This is a genomic window from Carboxydocella sporoproducens DSM 16521, assembly GCF_900167165.1.
Lineage (GTDB): Bacteria > Bacillota.
In genome coordinates, this window is sequence record NZ_FUXM01000004.1 from 72,010 (window position 1) to 89,211 (window position 17,202).

10 protein-coding genes and 5 tRNA genes are annotated in these 17,202 nt (G+C 45.1%); 1 reads left to right on the forward strand and 14 read right to left on the reverse strand.

What is annotated here, in order from left to right; all coding sequences use genetic code 11:
* Nucleotides 1-178: 178 nt before the first annotated feature.
* The 5 genes from B5D20_RS02805 to B5D20_RS02825 form a co-directional block, all read right to left on the reverse strand.
* Entirely contained in the window at nt 179-4,045 is a 3,867-nt protein-coding gene (locus B5D20_RS02805; RefSeq protein ID WP_078664713.1) for a helicase-related protein, read from the reverse strand.
* Between the two features lie 27 nt (nt 4,046-4,072).
* Entirely contained in the window at nt 4,073-7,222 is a 3,150-nt protein-coding gene (locus B5D20_RS02810; RefSeq protein WP_078664714.1) for a DUF1156 domain-containing protein, read from the reverse strand.
* 14 nt (nt 7,223-7,236) lie between these two features.
* A complete protein-coding gene (locus tag B5D20_RS02815) occupies nt 7,237-7,830 on the reverse strand; it encodes a DUF7680 family protein (protein WP_078664715.1) in 594 nt (197 codons plus the stop codon).
* A gap of 19 nt (nt 7,831-7,849) precedes the next feature.
* Nucleotides 7,850-11,077, reverse strand: a complete 3,228-nt coding sequence (locus B5D20_RS02820; RefSeq protein WP_078664716.1) for an ATP-binding protein — start codon at nt 11,075-11,077, stop codon at nt 7,850-7,852.
* A gap of 106 nt (nt 11,078-11,183) precedes the next feature.
* On the reverse strand, nt 11,184-12,377 hold the full coding sequence (locus tag B5D20_RS02825; RefSeq protein ID WP_078664717.1) for an AIPR family protein: 1,194 nt from the start codon (nt 12,375-12,377) through the stop codon (nt 11,184-11,186).
* A gap of 129 nt (nt 12,378-12,506) precedes the next feature.
* Between B5D20_RS02825 and B5D20_RS02830 the strand changes: the two genes are divergently transcribed.
* Nucleotides 12,507-12,737, forward strand: coding sequence for a helix-turn-helix domain-containing protein (locus B5D20_RS02830; RefSeq protein WP_078664718.1), 231 nt, complete (start codon nt 12,507-12,509; stop codon nt 12,735-12,737).
* 52 nt (nt 12,738-12,789) lie between these two features.
* Here B5D20_RS02830 and B5D20_RS02835 read toward each other — a convergent pair.
* The 9 genes from B5D20_RS02835 to B5D20_RS02875 form a co-directional block, all read right to left on the reverse strand.
* Nucleotides 12,790-12,884 (reverse strand) — tRNA-Ser (locus B5D20_RS02835).
* A 75-nt stretch (nt 12,885-12,959) separates the two neighbouring features.
* Nucleotides 12,960-13,439, reverse strand: a complete 480-nt coding sequence (gene tadA / locus B5D20_RS02840; protein WP_423230528.1) for a tRNA adenosine(34) deaminase TadA — start codon at nt 13,437-13,439, stop codon at nt 12,960-12,962.
* A 21-nt stretch (nt 13,440-13,460) separates the two neighbouring features.
* Nucleotides 13,461-13,535 (reverse strand) — tRNA-Arg (locus tag B5D20_RS02845).
* A gap of 6 nt (nt 13,536-13,541) precedes the next feature.
* A tRNA-Arg gene (locus B5D20_RS02850) sits at nt 13,542-13,618 on the reverse strand.
* A 5-nt stretch (nt 13,619-13,623) separates the two neighbouring features.
* Nucleotides 13,624-13,718, reverse strand: a tRNA-Ser gene (locus B5D20_RS02855).
* A gap of 10 nt (nt 13,719-13,728) precedes the next feature.
* Nucleotides 13,729-13,819, reverse strand: a tRNA-Ser gene (locus B5D20_RS02860).
* A 39-nt stretch (nt 13,820-13,858) separates the two neighbouring features.
* Nucleotides 13,859-15,064 (reverse strand): MFS transporter, encoded by a 1,206-nt coding sequence (locus tag B5D20_RS02865; protein WP_078664720.1) that lies wholly within the window; start codon nt 15,062-15,064, stop codon nt 13,859-13,861.
* Between the two features lie 66 nt (nt 15,065-15,130).
* Nucleotides 15,131-16,402 carry a serine--tRNA ligase gene (serS, locus tag B5D20_RS02870; protein ID WP_078664721.1) on the reverse strand — a complete coding sequence of 424 codons (1,272 nt, stop codon included), beginning with the start codon at nt 16,400-16,402 and terminating at the stop codon, nt 15,131-15,133.
* A 147-nt stretch (nt 16,403-16,549) separates the two neighbouring features.
* Nucleotides 16,550-17,194 carry a histidine phosphatase family protein gene (locus tag B5D20_RS02875; protein WP_078664722.1) on the reverse strand — a complete coding sequence of 215 codons (645 nt, stop codon included), beginning with the start codon at nt 17,192-17,194 and terminating at the stop codon, nt 16,550-16,552.
* Between the last annotated feature and the right edge of the window lie 8 nt (nt 17,195-17,202).

Sequence of the window (17,202 nt, forward strand, 5' to 3'; positions counted from 1 at the left end):
AAAATAGTTTTTCCTGTCAATATTTTCAGTCTTGTTTTGAGATTTATTACTTACTATGAAAAATTATCCCACCAAATGCCTTCTCTAAACATATTTTCGAATAAAATACCATAATTTGATTTTGAAAAAAATGCCTACCCGGATAACCGGATAGACATTTTTTCGTCATAGTAATTGCTTAATCAAGATAACTCAATATTTCTTTTTTTATTGAATTCAAAACCTGCTCAGCCTGTATCCTGCTACTGCTTTGTTTTAATCTGGCAGCTATTCTACGAGCACTATTAAGGGCACTTTGGGCCAAAATGGTATCAACGACAATTTCCCACCGTTGGCCGATTATTCTATTACAGGTAAATAATAAATTGTTTTTGTATCTTTCAAGATATGGTGCGTTTTCCAGAACATATCTTATTTTGTTTCTATCATTGAAAAGCTTTTCAATCTCCTGACAGACTTCATTTAAGGTAGCTCCTTCACGCATACTTTTGGCTTTGTCTTCTATCATTTCATAGGCTATAAGCAGGCTTAAAATATATTGAGCCTTAGCCTTATCAAGATTAATTTTTTCAATGACCCTGGCACGATTGATATCTACCAGTTCTTGCTCAAACAATACCTTTAATTCTTTTCTCAGTAATTCAACTTCATCATCAGTAATCTCATCATCTTCAACTAAATTCAAACCAGTTAAATCTGACCAGCCCGTAATCAGACGAATCTCCCGTGTGCCATTTGGACCTCTACAAACAACTCCATAACCTACAACCTCATAGCTTTCGTTTTCTTCCAGAGCTACTGAAATTCTTTTTACACTTTTAGGCATATCAAAACTTGATAGATGATCAAGCAAAGTATCGAAAACAGGATCACCGTAGGATGCAAAATGCAAATTTCTGACCCTGGCGCCCTGTTCATATAAGCTGCGTGAAACAGTCAACCTGGTATTGGAGGGTATGTTGGCAATACCATCCAATTTCAAAATAAGCTCATCAGCCTGCCACTCTACCTTGCAGCCCAGGTTCTGCATGTATTCTGATTCTGCTAATCCCTCCCAAATAGCCGATAGATCAACAGGCGCCTTTTGCTTATGATACTTTTCTTCCATTTTCAGGTATATATTGTATAGATCTTCGGCCTTTATCTCCATTTTTTCGTTTTGTTGTTTTTGATACATAATTCTCTCTTTAGCTCTTTGTTCCAACTCTTCTTCTGTCAATTCCCCTTCGGTCAATTGTCTAAACTCCTCTGGTTCGATAGGTAAGAGGGAAATTTGCTGAGTTCCGACAATATGATTAGCCTGTGCTAATCGGTTTAGCAAACGCCCATAAACAATTTCTTCTGCACTTCCTAGATAGCATAAGTTAATAACATATATGTTCTCATATTTTTGTCCAATCCGGTCAATACGACCAATCCGCTGTTCAATCTTCATAGGGTTCCAGCCTAAATCGAAATTGATAAGCATGTCTGCAGTTTGTAAGTTCAAACCTTCGGCCGCAGCATCAGTACAGACAAGAATATCTATTTCACCTCTTAAAAATCGCTCTTTGACTACCTCTCGGTCAACCATAACCATCCGACTCGTTTTGGGATCAAAATATTCTGCCCCCTGTCCCGAATAGGTACCAACAAGAATATTGGGATCAGCCTGTTGCAGGCGGAAAACAATATCTTTTAGAGTATCATAAAAACGGGTAAAAATAACAGTTTGCCGTAAACGTTTGCTTTGTTGATTCCGCCTTTGGTCAAGAATGGATAATAATTTCTGCATCTTAGAGGATGGCCAGGATATATCCTGCATTTTGTTCAACATTTCCGTAAGCCGTTCTTTCTCCCATTCCAAATCATCTTTATTCCGATGCTTTAATAAAGATTCAACTGCAATCTCATCTTCTTCATACTCAGTTTCTTCAATAACTTCTTTCCACCTCATTTCCGAGCTTTCTGACTCATTTGTAAAAGAAGCTTGAAATTTTAATGTGGCTTCAACTTTATCTAGACGACGCTTCAGGGTTTCCCGCAAAGCAAATAGACTGGATGCAAATCGTAGTCTAAGAAAACTGAGCATATAGGTGAGCATTTGTTTAAGGGGCTGGCTTCCGCTGGTATTAATCTGGCGCGATAATTCCTTACAATATTTCTCAAGGTCATCATAGATTTCTCGTTCCAAAGGAGTAAACTCCACTGGTATTGTCTGCACATGCCTTTTAGCCAAATTTTGTTGTAACTGTCCCTTTTCCCGATATATTTCTAGCAATTGCCGATTATGTCTTAACATTACTCTGCCCAAAGGAGAAATCGCGAATAACACTTTCAGAATATGTTCCTTTTCCCGGTTACGAGGAATTCTCCCATAATTTATCCAGTTACGAAATGCACTGTTTCTATGATCTACTACACATTCCTGTACATAATCCCATACCATCGGATCTTCAGATTTAACTGCATTAACTACCTGATGCAAAAAGTCCCATTCTTCTTGAGATACAGATTGATCGTATAAAATTTTGGCAAGTACCTCATAATATTGTAAAGTCAAGGTAGGATCAAACTGAAATGCTCCTGCCCTGTTAGTTAAGGCAAGCAGATCACACACCTCAACAGGATGAATTTGCATTGGTGTAGCTGTAGCTAACCACAGGCTTCTCGCTTTTCTGCGCAAAATATCTCTTACCAGTTCATACAACTGGCCAAACTCCGGGTAGGCTGTTAAACCTGCTGCAGGATTTTGTCTCCTGGCATAATGCGCTTCATCCAGAAGGACAATATCAAAATCCAATGCCTTATGCAATTCATTTTTTCGTTCCTGCCGTACTAATATCCCGGTTGACGCAATCATTAAATTCTTGTCAAATAAGTTACTGGCCTGTCTATTTTCTTTTCTTGGGAAAATATACTCATGACAGATTTCAGGACTCGTTTTTACAAGGGCAAAAGGTAAAAGCATCTTTTCTGCCATTTGTCTCTGCCACTGAATAGTCAAACTGGCAGGTGCTGCTATTAGTATGCGTTTAACCAATCCAGATAAATAAAGAGACCGAATGGCCAAGCCAGCTTCAATAGTTTTTCCTAAACCCACTTCGTCACAGAGCAAATAAGAATAGGGCCAGGTGTCAATCAATTTGCGGACAACCATCTTTTGATGCGGCCAGGGCTCAACCGGCGCTGTCTCCAAACCAACATATTTGCCTCCAGGCAAACGAGGTCCATCCTTGATCAGGGCAAATTTTAACCTTTCCAGGGCAGATGGAGGTTTAACCGGGGGTGTATAGGCTCTGGTCCCATCCACCTCTACTGGAAAATCAAGATTTTCGGCAAATTTTATCAAGCGCAGCTTTACTGCCTCCGGCAAAGTAAACACAGGCAAATGAGCCATTTTCCCGGTCCAGATTTGCTCAAATTGTTCTTCAGCTTCCTCAACCCTTTGTCGTTCTATGTCCCCCCACCAGTCACAATGAATATCAAGATTTTCTGCATTATACACATAGGCAGTCCTTGATTCATTTAATGTTCCTGAACCATAAAGCCGGTTTCCAAACTCATCGGTAAGAATAAACCATTTCTCGTGGACGTAGCCATCAGCAACAGAATCAATAGTAAGAGGCTCTCCGGTTACGCGATGTAACCGGAAAGCCACTTTTACTTCCAGATAGCCACGAGCCACCATCCAGGCTAATAAATTAACCCCGTTTTTTACTTCCTCTGACCATATTTCAGAATGGTCCAGCTGTTTATTCAAGTTTGCGGCCAGCCGTAATGAATCACCTTTTAATATTGCCTTAACATCCTCAGGCTCCAGATCCGCACCAACGATTAGCCGCATTTTACCACCGCGCCCGATAAAGGCAGAAAACCCCTGCGAAGCAGCCGCCAGAGAAGATGAGCGAAAATAACCGGCGACACGATCATATTTCACTGCCAAACTCAGGGCAGGAATATAAAAGTCATGCAGCATATCTACCGGTCGACCATCGATTATGGTAGAAGATGTTTTGTAAGAAAGGCGCCATTGGCGGGACTGCAAACCTTGAGCTTGTACCATTATTCTCCCCCACAACCCAGTTTAGTCTTATTTCAAACCAAACAAAATCATTTCCGCTTCTTTACGTATTTCCGCTACATGCACTCCATTAGCCCAGATAGCCAGCAAATCTTTAATAATCTCTTCCCTGCCTTCCGCGTGCTGGGTCAGGTAAGTCCGCACTAACGGTATATCCCCTTCCCGATATGCTAAAATAACCCCATGTAAAACGTCCCATTCAGTCTGGGGATTATCAATTCGGTATGGATTTCTTTCTTCCGGTAATACCAGCCTCAGTTTCGAGCCCTTCCGAACCAGCGGAGCAAAATAGCCTGCTTCCTCCTGACCGCGCTGCGAACGTCGACTCCTGTTTTCATTATTAATGCCAATCATGCGGCCGGTTATTTTGTAACCTGCCGGGCGGGTTTCCAGACTGATATTCAAAGAACGGGAAAGGTTTAGTGCCTCATCGTAAGGAAATTCCCGCAGTCCAAAAATGCCAAACAGAGTTAATGTCATCGCCGCTTCCGGATTTAAATCATCGGGACGCAATTTCCCCCTGGTAAGTCGGGCAATTTGATGATGGGCTACAACGGCACTGGCCTCATTCATAGCCTGAATCGGACTGACGTATTGGTCTCCATCCATAACCGGCCAGTGCTCAGACAAGACCTGCAAAGCCCGGCCATAACAGGCTACCATTTCATCTACGGCATTTAATTTTAATGGCTCGAACTCCTGCAAGGCCTCCTGTACAGCCGTCCTGATCTTTTGCGCAACACCGGTATTACCAAAGCCTGTCCAGATGGACGGCTCGGTATTTGCTTTACTCTGTTTGCGGCAGGTTAAAAAGATAGAACTGGCTGCAGCTGCCATATCCTTTTGATGGGTCGACTCTTCGGCTTCTGACTCAACCGGAAAAGAAGAAGTTATAATCCAGCCATTTTCAATCAAAGAGCGAGTGAGTGCTTCCCATGCTTCCTGCGTTTTATGAGTAAACATAATCGTCATCAGGCCATCATCTTTCAACACCCGGCGACATTCAGCAAAAATTTCACCCATCATGCGTTCATACACTCTGGCTGCCTCTTTATCCGAACCATCCCGGGCGGGATTGGCCACCGCTTCATCGGTTTTATTGGTCAAGCGCCTGGTAAAGATATCCGGATAAAGATCCTGCAGGGTTCGCCGTTGCCAGACATAGAAGTAATCCGAAAGCTCGGCGTATTGAACGTTGTTATAATAAGGAGGGTCAATGCATATCAGATCAATTGATGCTGAATCAATGTTTAAATGAGCAGCAGTACCATTGGTAATAGTTACCGGAGGCTCACTCCCTTTGAGTTTTTCATGCAGCGGAGCCAGCAATTCAGCAATACCTTGATAGGCATCGAGTACCTGGGATAAGGCCCAGGCAGCACCGGAGTGAGGCCCGGTAAGAATCATTTCACCGAAGGTCCATTTTAAGGAAAAATCGTGTCTGCCAAAAGTTCCTTTAACAATACCTCGTGTATACTCCCATCTAGTCTGTTTGCTGTTATAATCAAGTCCCTTATCAATTACAAACTGCAAATAAGTAATTACTGCGCGCCCGCGCTCTTCTCCCAGTTCCTTCAGGATTTCCGGTTTCAGCCGGTTGAGTTCTTCTACCAGGGTGAGATGGCCCAGCAATTGCCGGGGGGTAAAAAGATTACACCAGCGCTGCATTCCAGCACGTAATGGTTCCTTAGTTTTGTGTCCATCTGGAATTTTTTCCGTAGGAATCAAGCCCTGACCTTCCCATTCCGGCCAGCGTTGCTGCAGATATTTTTCTGCTGCAACCAGTGCAGCCAAATCCTGCTCATTCGGGGGCCGGAAAAAACGCACCTTTTTGGTTTTGATCTGGCCAGCTTTTTCTCCACTCCGGTAGCGTACCGGCTGGCCATTTGCATCCAGTTCGGGCTGATAGCGTACAGCCACTATGCAATACAAGCGGTCCTGCCACTTGCCATGAGGAGATTCACCTCGTGCCTGAGCCTTGATTTCTTCGGCAGAGATAGCCTGCCGGCAGTGAATACATGTGCCTACCCCGTCCTTGACTGTGGCGAAGTTAGGATCTTCCCCATTGGGGCCTTTGCCATTTCTGACCCGGTAGGTTTCAAAGGAAACTTTGCCATGATCGGTAATTAATCGTACCCCCCATTGTTCTCCTTCTTTGGACAGCCAGCAGGTATTGAGAAGCGGGGCTTCTCCGCCACAATGGGGGCAGGTTACCTGACGGGTGTAAAGGTAGTCTACAATATATTCCCTTTCGCCAATGCCAGTACTAAATGAATTCTCTGGAAAAAATCTAGTTATTTTTTTCTCTGAACTACTGATCAATTTTTGAGCCCAAAAATTTATATCTTGAGAAAGATTAATACCAAAACGTAAAGGATAATTTAGTGTAGCATTTAATATTACATTAGCAACTGGATTAAGATCGTTAGCTATAACTTTACAACCTAATCGTAATGCTTCAAAAGGTATAGATCCTCCGCCAGCAGTAGGATCTAAGATACAATAATTACTCATTTCACTTCTTATTAATGGAGAAGACATAAAGGCTCTTTTATAACCATATAGATCTTCATCTGTCCAATTGAAATCCTTCACAATTTTCTTCAGCTCATCCTTTAGTTCTATTCTCTCATTAACCATCGCCGGATTTGCAGCTATTCGTCGAACCTCAATTCTCTCCCCTATCCCAGGAAAAGGCTCCGGTAATGGTTCTGAATCTTTTAGCCAACCTAAAATAACAAGATTATTTTTATAGCCAGGATCTGATTTGCAAATTAAATCTATAGTATCTCTATTTTTTTTACGACGTTCCTGTTCTTTTTGTAACGCATTTAATACAGATCTGTTGATTATAAGCCATTCTTTACCCTGATCGTCCATTTCAATATACTTTAGTATATTCCCAACTAATGTCCAGGGCTCACCATTTACCATTGCCTGCACCTTTTCTATCCCCAGCTGGCGCAAAAACCACTCGGGGTCCGTTGTCGCCGGCAACAGCGAACCCAGAATTGCTGCCCGGCTGGGGGTAAGGGGCCGCCGGGCCCACCAGACATGCAACCTATTAGTTGGAGGAGCTTTCCCCGTATCTCTCTCCCGTTGCGTTTCCGCACCAACCTGATGACAGGGAAAACCAGCCTCGATAAATCTTTTCTCCATCCCTCTCCTCCCCCTTACTGTTTCCTAAGTTGAATCAGCATTTCCTCGATGCCTTTATCTCCGGGCTGGCCGCCCAGCATGATCCGCATACCGGCCTGCGCCCAGCGATTAGCTGTTTCTCCATACTGGGTAGCACGGGATAACCAGTAAGCTGCTTCCTCCCGGCTAAATTTGGCTACCCGCCAGGCAATCAATTCCACCCGGTCCATTTCCCGTACTCTTTCCTGCAGTTTAAAAATTAATGCTAACTTGGCTCCGGCTTCCTCATTCAATGGTAAGTTGCCGCGATAGGTGATTTTAGTCGCGGGAAAAAAGCGCTGTAGTTCCAGAGGTATTCCTTCTGTATCACACACTGGTGAAATAATTTGCCGAATCACAGGTAAACAGCGGTGCAAGGCCTGTCCATATAATAGTCCTCTATCTTTCAAATTGCCTTTCTCTGCTTTCCCATTTTCGCTAATTAGCCTTTCTTTAATAATTAAAACCGGGCCTGTTTTATCCTTGTGTTCAGTAACTCGTAGCACCCATGGCGCTATTGCGTTTAATGGCAAGATCCTTTGCTGCAAATCCCTTTCCAGATCCCAGAGGGCGCTTTTCTTTTTGTTCATTATTTATACCTCACCTGAACTATTTTTTTAATTCCTGCATTAGCAAACAACTCTCATCAGGTTCCTCTACCTCTAAAATCACTTCCGTATTCTCTCCTAATGAAACAACATTAGCCAGAACCTCGAATAATTCTCCCAGCATTTTCATGGTTTTAGGCGAAGCATTATTTAGCTCCAGGCGCAGGGTTCCCCCATCTGGCAAGGTAAGATCTGTCAAGTCCAAATAATCGATTTTCGTTTTGGCCCCTCGATTATATATACTGCCAATCCGATGCAATAATGGCCAGATTTTTTCAGCTCCTTCCTTACCGCGCAAAGTAAACTTGTCTTTCACCTGTTTATCAAGCAAGCCTTTTGCTTGTGCCTGCTCTGGAGTCAAAATCCGATCTATGGACATCGGTGTATAAAATATCGCTGTATTACCGGATATTATCTCCGGCATTGTCGAACTGCCAGTTTGGCGACAAACCAGGAGCTCTCCGCGTTTGAGCATTTCCACTACTTCTTCCTGTAATTGCTGCTGAGCCCCGTCTCCATATTGCCGGGTAACAAGGACATTTAATTCCTCCCAGGTAGGTGGTTCATTATTTTCGATTTTGTAAATAATATCTCTCCGTAAAACCTCCGGGTCAATTCGGTCTTCTCTGTTCCAGCCCCGTTTATTGGCTCCCTGGGGAGTGACAATCCAATAACCAGGATCAGACAAGTTCAAACTCATCGGTAAATCTGTTTCCTGATCATAAAACTCTGCTGGCCAGCTATTTTCATTTTCCATTCGGAACAAACACCAGACTCCTTTTTGTACACCTGCTCTGATGATCTGCTCAAAAACCCCGTTGTTTTCTACTACTGGCCAGTGCCGTAGGCAATAAAAGTTTTCGCGCAATTTTTGCAAGCTGATACTATCCCGATCTTCGCTGAAGAAAAGGTTTTTCAAAGACATTAAGTCTGACTGGCTGACATTGGCACTGGTCAATAATTCCCGATCTTTAATTAACGTTTCCCTCATCAATTCGATAAACGGTGTACCTCCTTCTCCACCAGCCGTTTTAATCTCCTTGCGAACTATATGGCCAGTGGTTGAAGGATAATAAAGTCCTGTATAGACTTCGGAAACAGCCGTGATCAAAGCCTGTTCCCTTTCCCGGAAACGCTTTTTAAAGTCATCATCATCCAAACGCTGCGGGTTAACACCAAAGCTCTGCGGCTTTTCCTTCAGAATACGCATAGCTTTTACCTGACGGGCGATGCCTTCGATTCTCTGCTTAATTTCTATAGCTGAGCTCTGGTCGGCAAATAAAATATCATTGGTATTGGGTCGAGGTGCGGTGACGGTAACAGTATCAGGCACCAGAACAAACACAATATTTTGCTGCATCCTGGGCTGATTAAACCCTTGATAAGTAATCAATGCCTGTACATCAACAGTATCTGCAAATAGAGATACAACTCCCAGCACAAGTCTGTTTTTCCCATCCGGAATATCTTCCGGCCCTACCACATCATGTTCAATATGAAACAGTCCCGAGCCATCAGTAATAATTTTTCTGGCAGTGTGGGCCAGCAGATCCTTAATATCATCTGATCTGATGGTGCGACGAATTCGGGCCAGAATACTGTTAATAGTCGGCTCTTCGCTGGCAAAATATTTGCCCTGTTCAAACTTTAAATAATAGGCGCTTTCATTAATTTCTTCCAGCGCAGTTTTTACCTGCGGTGGGGTCATGCCTGGAAAAGCCACCGCAAACAACGCATCTGCTTCAGTAATTCCAAAAATCCTGGAGCCCAGACCTTCTTCGTTTCCAACCAAACTATGCAAAAACACAGTCTTCCAGGTATATTCATATAACGGATAACCTTCTGGATGAGGATTGCGCCGGTCAGCCAGTTCAGCATTACTGGCTCCCCCTTCCAGTGTACCGGTATCTACGCTTCCGATATCTGCATTGAGAACAAACAGGATCTCCGATCTGCCTGTACGACCCAGTATTTCATTCACGATCCTTTCTTCACGCAGGTCCAGGTGACAGGCATGAATCATCGGAACATCTTTCTTTTTCAGCCATAAACTTCGCACTGCCAGAGCCAATACCCGTAAAACTCCCCGTGTGCCCTGAAAATTCTCTGCACTGGCCAGCTTTTTATTCAAAAAATCTACCAGAGTAGGGTGAAAGGGGTAATTGGCAACCATTCTATTGCGATAATCTTCAGTGGCTGCTTCTTCCGGCAACAGGTTCGAATTGCGTTTGTACATTTTCATATACTCTTCCGCAGTTTCTTCAGCAGCAGCTCGATCCACTGACGCAAACAAACGCTTGGCCAGAACAGCTGATATTTCAGCCGCCTGTACAGGAGTGACCGGTACAGCATCACGGGCTACAACACTGGTTATCCCTTTCACAGCTTTTTCCCCTATATTTATTGCATCATCCTCAGAAACTTCTTCCCCTCTTACTTGGCTTATCAGTTTGGCCAGTTGTTCTGTCTGTTTTGCAAAAGCATCGGTTGCACTTGCCAGAGTTAACAGTATCGTAACCCCACTATGAGTACGCGCAAAGTTATGCAATCCCATTAAAAAAGCGGCCAGTTGACTGGCACCATCCGGCCGGGCTGCCTCCAGACGAGCTGCATACTGGGCCAGCTCATCCAGCATAATGATCACCTTCCGGCCAGCCAGCGCCTTCTCAAAAAAGGTTCTGCCTGGAGCAGCATAGGAGTTAACTTCTTCTTCCAATTCCAGATATAGTTTTTCCCCACCGATTTGATAAGCAATCTCTCCCCAAAGAGTATAGGGTACCAGTTTCTGACCTCTGGTTTGATGTACAGGTATTTCATCTCCCGCTATTCCTACCACTTGTACCGTTCCTGGTTCGGGTAATAAATCGGGGGAAATAATATCGTTAACAACTTCTGCCAACTCTTTCCCTCTATAAGCAATATGGGTACAGGCTATCAAAGTATGGGTTTTACCGCCACCAAAAGCCGTTTCCAGACGATGAATGGCAGGAGCAGTATTGTCTCCCGCTAAACGGCTGAATACCTCAAATAAGGTTGTTTTTAGCCCCTGGGTAGGGAAGGTTGCTTCCCGGAAAAAGAGTTCAGCATTAGTATACAGGTTGTCCAGCACTCTTGCTCCGGTACGATAATATTCGATAACAGGCCCAAGTGATGCTGTAAATACTTCTGGATTAAAAGTTCCTGCCAGCAACTCCGGACGAGGCTGACATGTTTCCAGCACTGATCTCACAACCCATCCCCCTCTTTTTTTGCTAAATATATTTATAATTCGTCAATAACCAGAAAAATCCTTTCAAAAAAAATCAGGGGATATCCCCCCTGTAAAAAAATTATTATTATTTAATTTGCTTTAATAAATAGTGTGTTAATACTGACTGATACAACTGTTTCCAGTGGCCAGTATCCTTGCCAACAGCATTAGGGTTATTACCTAAAGTTCTGCTTCTCTCCACTGTTTCTCCAACCAGATTCTTCCCTATTTCATCGAAGTAACTAAACGGATTATCTTTCCATTGATAAAAACCATTTTCCTCTTTAACAAGTGCCCTAAAAGCATTTATGATTGGGTATAGAAACCCTTTTGGACTTTTATAATCCATCGGTTGCTTATAAAATTTTGTTTCAAATCTAATTTCATTTCGCACTATTTCGACGCCTTTAATCCGGCCATACTGACCAGAGTTATTATATTCCCTATATTTTTTTGCCATTCCACTCTCAACATAATCATACAATTTAAAAATATCAACCATAATAGTTTTCATTTTATAATAAGGGTTATTAACTTGATTTGTTGCTGCGTTTTTGTCATACGCTTCTAGATAATCTTTAACACACGAACTTTTGGAACTATACGCACTGACTGGCATCCTTTCCATATCTCCATATTTATCTATGTTAAACATATGAAGTATAGTAATTATTTCATCTATTTCTATTGGCTTATCTTCGTTTTCTTTGAAAGCAATGTTTTCGAAAAATGGTTCATCTTTAATTATATTTTTGATTATATCAAATTTATTTTTTAGCTCCGCAATTGCCGTATCATCTACCGGTACAGACTGATTTCTTGCTGCAGCTAAATCTTCAAAAATATCCTCAATTCCGGTTAGAATTTCAAGTTTAACATACTGTTTATTATCTTCCGCTTTTCTCTGACGGTTCTCAATGATAGTTCTGTAAGTATGTCCTCCATCTACAATGCCATGAACTGATTCATTTTCAAAGATCAGGGTAATTTCAGATTTGTTTGGATCATATTTGACCTCTTTTACAGACATTAATATGCCTCTGTTTAAAAGATAAAAAGATGAATTGTTAGTAAGCAGTCCCTCACGGATTTTTGCCGCCACTTTCGTGCGCATGTTCTGTTCTCTTGGATTAGTTTTAGTTGGTATTTTATCAGGAATATCATCAACATTAGCAATAACGATAAACATTTCAGGAGATTTCTGTTTACTATCGTCTTTAAAGAGACCATAAGGGTTAGGTATTTGTCTAAAGCTGGTAACTTTGAATTTAATTATCATAAAAGTCCCTCCTTGAAAAATAATGGTTATAGTAGTAAAATTAACTACACATTAATTATACAAACACACCAGATATATGTAAACATACTATAGTATGTATTTTTAAAAAATGTGGGAGGGATAAATGTAATGCTATATTCAAGTGAAGAAATAATAAGAAAAATAGGAGAAGGAGTCAAGCACGAAAGAGAAAAGAACGGTTTTACCCAAATAGAACTTGCCGAATATGCCGGTCTCCATTATAACTATATTGGAAATATCGAAAGAGGCGAAAAATCAATTAGAGTTGTATCACTCTATAAGATTTGCAAAGCTCTAGGCATCTCTTTAAGCGATTTTTTCAAAATAATCGATTTATAAACAAAAAAGCCTGGCGAACCCTTTAAGTTCACCAGGCCGTCTTATTCAAATCTGGCGGAGAGAGTGGGATTCGAACCCACGAGACGGGTTTTGGCCCGCCTACTCGATTTCGAGTCGAGCGCCTTCGACCAGCTCGGCCATCTCTCCGCATGGCTCACGCCCTATATTGTAGCACATTTTTATCAGCTTCACAACTACAAGTTTTGACAACAAAACCCGGGCCTAAACCCGGGCATCTTTCTGCTTATTCAGCCTTAACTTCCGAAAAAACTCTTTCATCAGTTCCTGGCACTCCTCCGCCCGTACCCCGGCAGTCACTTCCACCTGATGATTCAAGCCCGGATGCCGGACCAGATCCATTAGACTATCTACCGCCCCGGCCTTGGGATCTGCGGCGCCATAAACCAGCCGTTCAATGCGGGCCTGGACAATGGCCCCGGCACACATAGGACAGGGTTCAATCGTTACATACAGGGTAGACTCGGTCAGGCGCCAGCCGCCCAGCCGGCGGGCAGCTTCCCGTATAACCAGCATTTCAGCATGGCCAGTGGGATCCGGGGCCAGTTCTCGCCAGTTGTGGGCAGCAGCCACTACCTCACCCCGGCGCACCAGCACAGCGCCAATAGGTACTTCCCCCAGGGCCATGGCCTTTCTGGCCTCAACCAGGGCCAACCCCATGTAATATGCATCATCGTGCTCCAGCTGCATCGCAATTCCCTCTGATGGTGTCCTCGTCAGGAGTCGAACCTGAATCTACCGCTTAGGAGGCGGTTGCACTATCCGTTGTGCTACGAGGACGGAAAATGGCGCGCCCGGCAGGATTCGAACCTGCGACCACCAGATTCGTAGTCTGTTACTCTATCCAGCTGAGCTACGGGCGCGTAAATGGCGGAGAGAGAGGGATTCGAACCCTCGATACGGGTTTTAGCCCGTATAGTCGCTTAGCAGGCGACCGCCTTCGACCTACTCGGCCATCTCTCCAGCTTCTGACTGGCGGAGGGGGTGGGATTCGAACCCACGGAGCCCGTCAAGGACTCAACGGTTTTCAAGACCGCCTCCTTAAACCGCTCGGACACCCCTCCGCGATACATAAAAGAGTATAGCATAAGCTATTTTTCCTGTCAATAAACTCTGTTTAATTGCCTGTTAACTACCATTGCAGCCAGCAGCATGAAAAAACAAACTGCACTGAGCCAGAGCCAGCCGCCCCATTGCCAGACATAACCCAGAAAGTAGCCACCAGCAGTTCCCCCCAGATAATAGCAGAGCAAATAGAGAGCCGAAGCCGCTGCCCGAGCCTGTCTGGCTTTACGGCTGACCCAGTTGCTGGTTGCAGCATGGGCAAAGAAAAAGCCGAAACAGAAGAAAATCAAGCCCGCTACAATCAAAAACAGCGGTTTTAGTATCATCATGACCAGGCCCAGTAACATCAAGACCAGACCGGTTAAAATGCGTTGCGGTATGGTCAGCCTGCCATCCAGCCGCCCCGATAAAGTGGAACTAAAGGTACCGGCCAGATAGGTTAAATACAAAAAGCCGGTAGCAGTAGTAGAAAAATAATAAGGAGCCTGTTGCAGGCGGAAACCCAGATAATTGAAGAGGCCAACAAAAACAAATAAAACCATGCCACCTAGAAGAAAAGCATTACGCAAAACAGGATTAGACCAGTGTTCCTTGATTTCCGCCAGAGCTTTCTGCCCGCTGAAGGGCCGGCTGCGAAAATGCCGGGAGGGGGGTAGCCACCAGAGGAAAAGCAAATACCCCAGAAGGCATAAGCCTCCCAGGACTAAAAAGGCATAACGCCAGCCCCAGTAATCGGCAATCACGCCGCTGATAATCCGGCCACCCATACCGCCAATGGAATTGCTGCTGATAAACATACCGATAGCAGCAGCCACAGCCTTCTGTTCATATTCCTCCCCAATGTAGGCATAGCCAAGGGCCGGTAAAGCGGCCAGAAATACTCCCTGCAAAGCCCGTAACAGAACCAGCTGAGGAAAGTTCTGCACAAACACAGCCGCAAAAGCCAGCAGGGCTGTTAATAGCAAACCGGCAGCCATGATCTTTTTTCTGCCCCAGGCATCGGAGACCGCTCCAAAAACCAGCATAAACACGCTCAGGGTAAAAATCACCGCCGAAACAGTCAAGCCAGCCTCGGCCGGTTTGACCCCAAACTCCCGGGTAAAAAGGGGCAAAAGGGGCTGGGTGAAATGCAAATTGGCAAACACCGCCATACCCCCGATGCTCAAGGCAATATTGGCTTTCAGATATTCCCGGCTACCTGCCTGGATCCTGGTCTTGCTTGCAACTTCTATACTCTCCCCCATAGCTGTCTCCCTTCCCCGTAAATGAGCTAACAGACACGGGCACTATACCCGTGTCTGTCCCTTTTTCTATCTAATTACTTCCAATCCACCCATGTAGGGCCGCAGGACTTCCGGTATCACTACCGAACCATCTTCCTGCTGATAGTTTTCCAGAATGGCTGCCAGAGTGCGGCCGACAGCCAGCCCTGACCCGTTCAGGGTATGGACATATTCCGGTTTGGCTTTGGCATCCCGGCGGAAGCGAATACCAGCCCGCCGGGCCTGGAAGTCTTCGAAATTGGAACAGGAGGAAATCTCCCGGTAGGTATTGTAACTGGGCAGCCAGACCTCCAGGTCATAGGTTTTGGCCGAGGAAAAGCCCAGGTCACCGGTACACAATACCACTACCTGGTAAGGCAGGCCCAGTAGTTGCAGCACCCGTTCCGCATTGTTGACCAGTTTTTCCAGTTCCTCATAGCTGTCTTCCGGTTTGGTGAATTTGACCAGCTCCACTTTGTTGAACTGGTGCTGGCGAATGAGGCCGCGGGTATCCCGGCCGTGGGCCCCGGCTTCGGCCCGGAAGCAGGCACTGTAGGCACAGTGATAGATGGGCAGCTGACTGCTATCTAAAATCTCTTCCCGGTACAGGTTGGTAACCGGAACCTCAGCGGTAGGAATCAGGTAGTAATCTGTCCCTGAAACAGCAAACATGTCTTCCGCAAATTTGGGCAGCTGCCCGGTCCCGGTCATGCTTTTGCTATTGGCCAGAAAGGGTGGGAAAACTTCCACATAGCCATGTTCCCGGGTATGTAAATCCAGCATGAAATTGATCAGCGCCCGTTCCAGACGGGCCCCTGCCCCCTTGAGGAAGGTAAAGCGGGTACCGGTCACCTTGCCGCCCCGTTCAAAATCCAGAATGCCCAGGGCTTCCCCGATTTCCCAGTGAGGTTTGGGTTCAAAATCAAATTGCCGCGGTTCTCCCCAGCGCCGCACTACCGGGTTATCGTTACTGTCAGCGCCAACAGGAACGGAGCTATGGGGTACATTGGGGATAGTCAGAACGATTTCTTCCAGCCTGGCTTCGATTTGAGCCACCTGCTCATCCAGTTCCTTGATGCGATTGCCCACTTCCTTCATAGCCGCCATCAGCTCAGTAGCATCCTGACCCTGTTTTTTCAAACGGCCAATTTCTTCCGAAGTGGTATTGCGCTGATTTTTCAGCCGCTCAACTTCCACCAATAACTTCCGTCTCTGCTCATCTAGTTGCAGGAACTCCTGCAGGGAAACCGCTGCCCCCCGGTTTTTTAAAGCCTGTTCCACTATTTCCGGGTTCTGGCGGATGAATTTGATGTCCAGCACGAATTTCGCCTCCCATTTCCTTGATTAAGGAATATTTTACTATATCTATTCCTGTTTGGCAAAGGGCTTTTGCTGGCATTATGCATACATTATACCTGGTCGCAGGAAAAGTATCCCCACTTCCATTGCGGAAGTGGGGATAGGTAGTTATAATGCCTTCTGATCGACATCCCAGATCAGGGAGCCCAGATGACAGGTATCATTGAGTTTACTCAGCCGCCAGCGACCATCTGGCAGGTATTCCACCACATTGATACAGGTGTTGTCCTGGCGGAAGAGCCAGAAGTTGGCCAAATCCATGCCCAGGGCATAACAGAAGAAAGCGCGGATAGTGGCATCATGGCTCAGTACCAGCACCGTCTCCCCGGGATGGCGTTTGGCGATCATCTCCAGAGCTGCTACTGCCCGATCCTGGACCTGCTTAAGGCATTCCCCGCCCCCGGGCATGGTGATTTGATGGGGAGCGGATTGCCAGATCTCCAGTTCCACTCCGTATTGTTCCTTGACCTCATGGGCATACAGCCCCTGCCAGCAGCCATGGTGAATTTCCGTCAATCCCTCCACGATTTCCACCGGCAGCTGATGCTTTTCTGCAGCTTTTTTGGCAGTTTCATAGGCCCGGCTCAGCGGACTGGAATAGACAGCGGTGATGGGTAATTTAGCCAGGGCCTCAGCCAGCCTTTCCGCCTGCTGCCAGCCCAGCGGAGAAAGTTCAGTGTCCAGCTGGCCCTGATAACGCCCTTCCCGGTTCCAGTTGGTTTCACCATGGCGGGCAAGAATAATTCTGGTCATAAACTAAA

Excerpts from the sequence above, each read along its gene's own strand:
- B5D20_RS02825 (WP_078664717.1), bottom strand. The coding sequence starts at position 12,377 with ATGATAATTAAATTCAAAGTTACCAGCTTTAGACAAATACCTAACCCT.
- B5D20_RS02830 (WP_078664718.1), top strand. The coding sequence starts at position 12,507 with ATGCTATATTCAAGTGAAGAAATAATAAGAAAAATAGGAGAAGGAGTC.
- B5D20_RS02805 (WP_078664713.1), bottom strand. The coding sequence starts at position 4,045 with ATGGTACAAGCTCAAGGTTTGCAGTCCCGCCAATGGCGCCTTTCTTAC.
- B5D20_RS02815 (WP_078664715.1), bottom strand. The coding sequence starts at position 7,830 with ATGAACAAAAAGAAAAGCGCCCTCTGGGATCTGGAAAGGGATTTGCAG.
- B5D20_RS02865 (WP_078664720.1), bottom strand. The coding sequence starts at position 15,064 with ATGGGGGAGAGTATAGAAGTTGCAAGCAAGACCAGGATCCAGGCAGGT.
- B5D20_RS02875 (WP_078664722.1), bottom strand. The coding sequence starts at position 17,194 with ATGACCAGAATTATTCTTGCCCGCCATGGTGAAACCAACTGGAACCGG.
- B5D20_RS02810 (WP_078664714.1), bottom strand. The coding sequence starts at position 7,222 with ATGGAGAAAAGATTTATCGAGGCTGGTTTTCCCTGTCATCAGGTTGGT.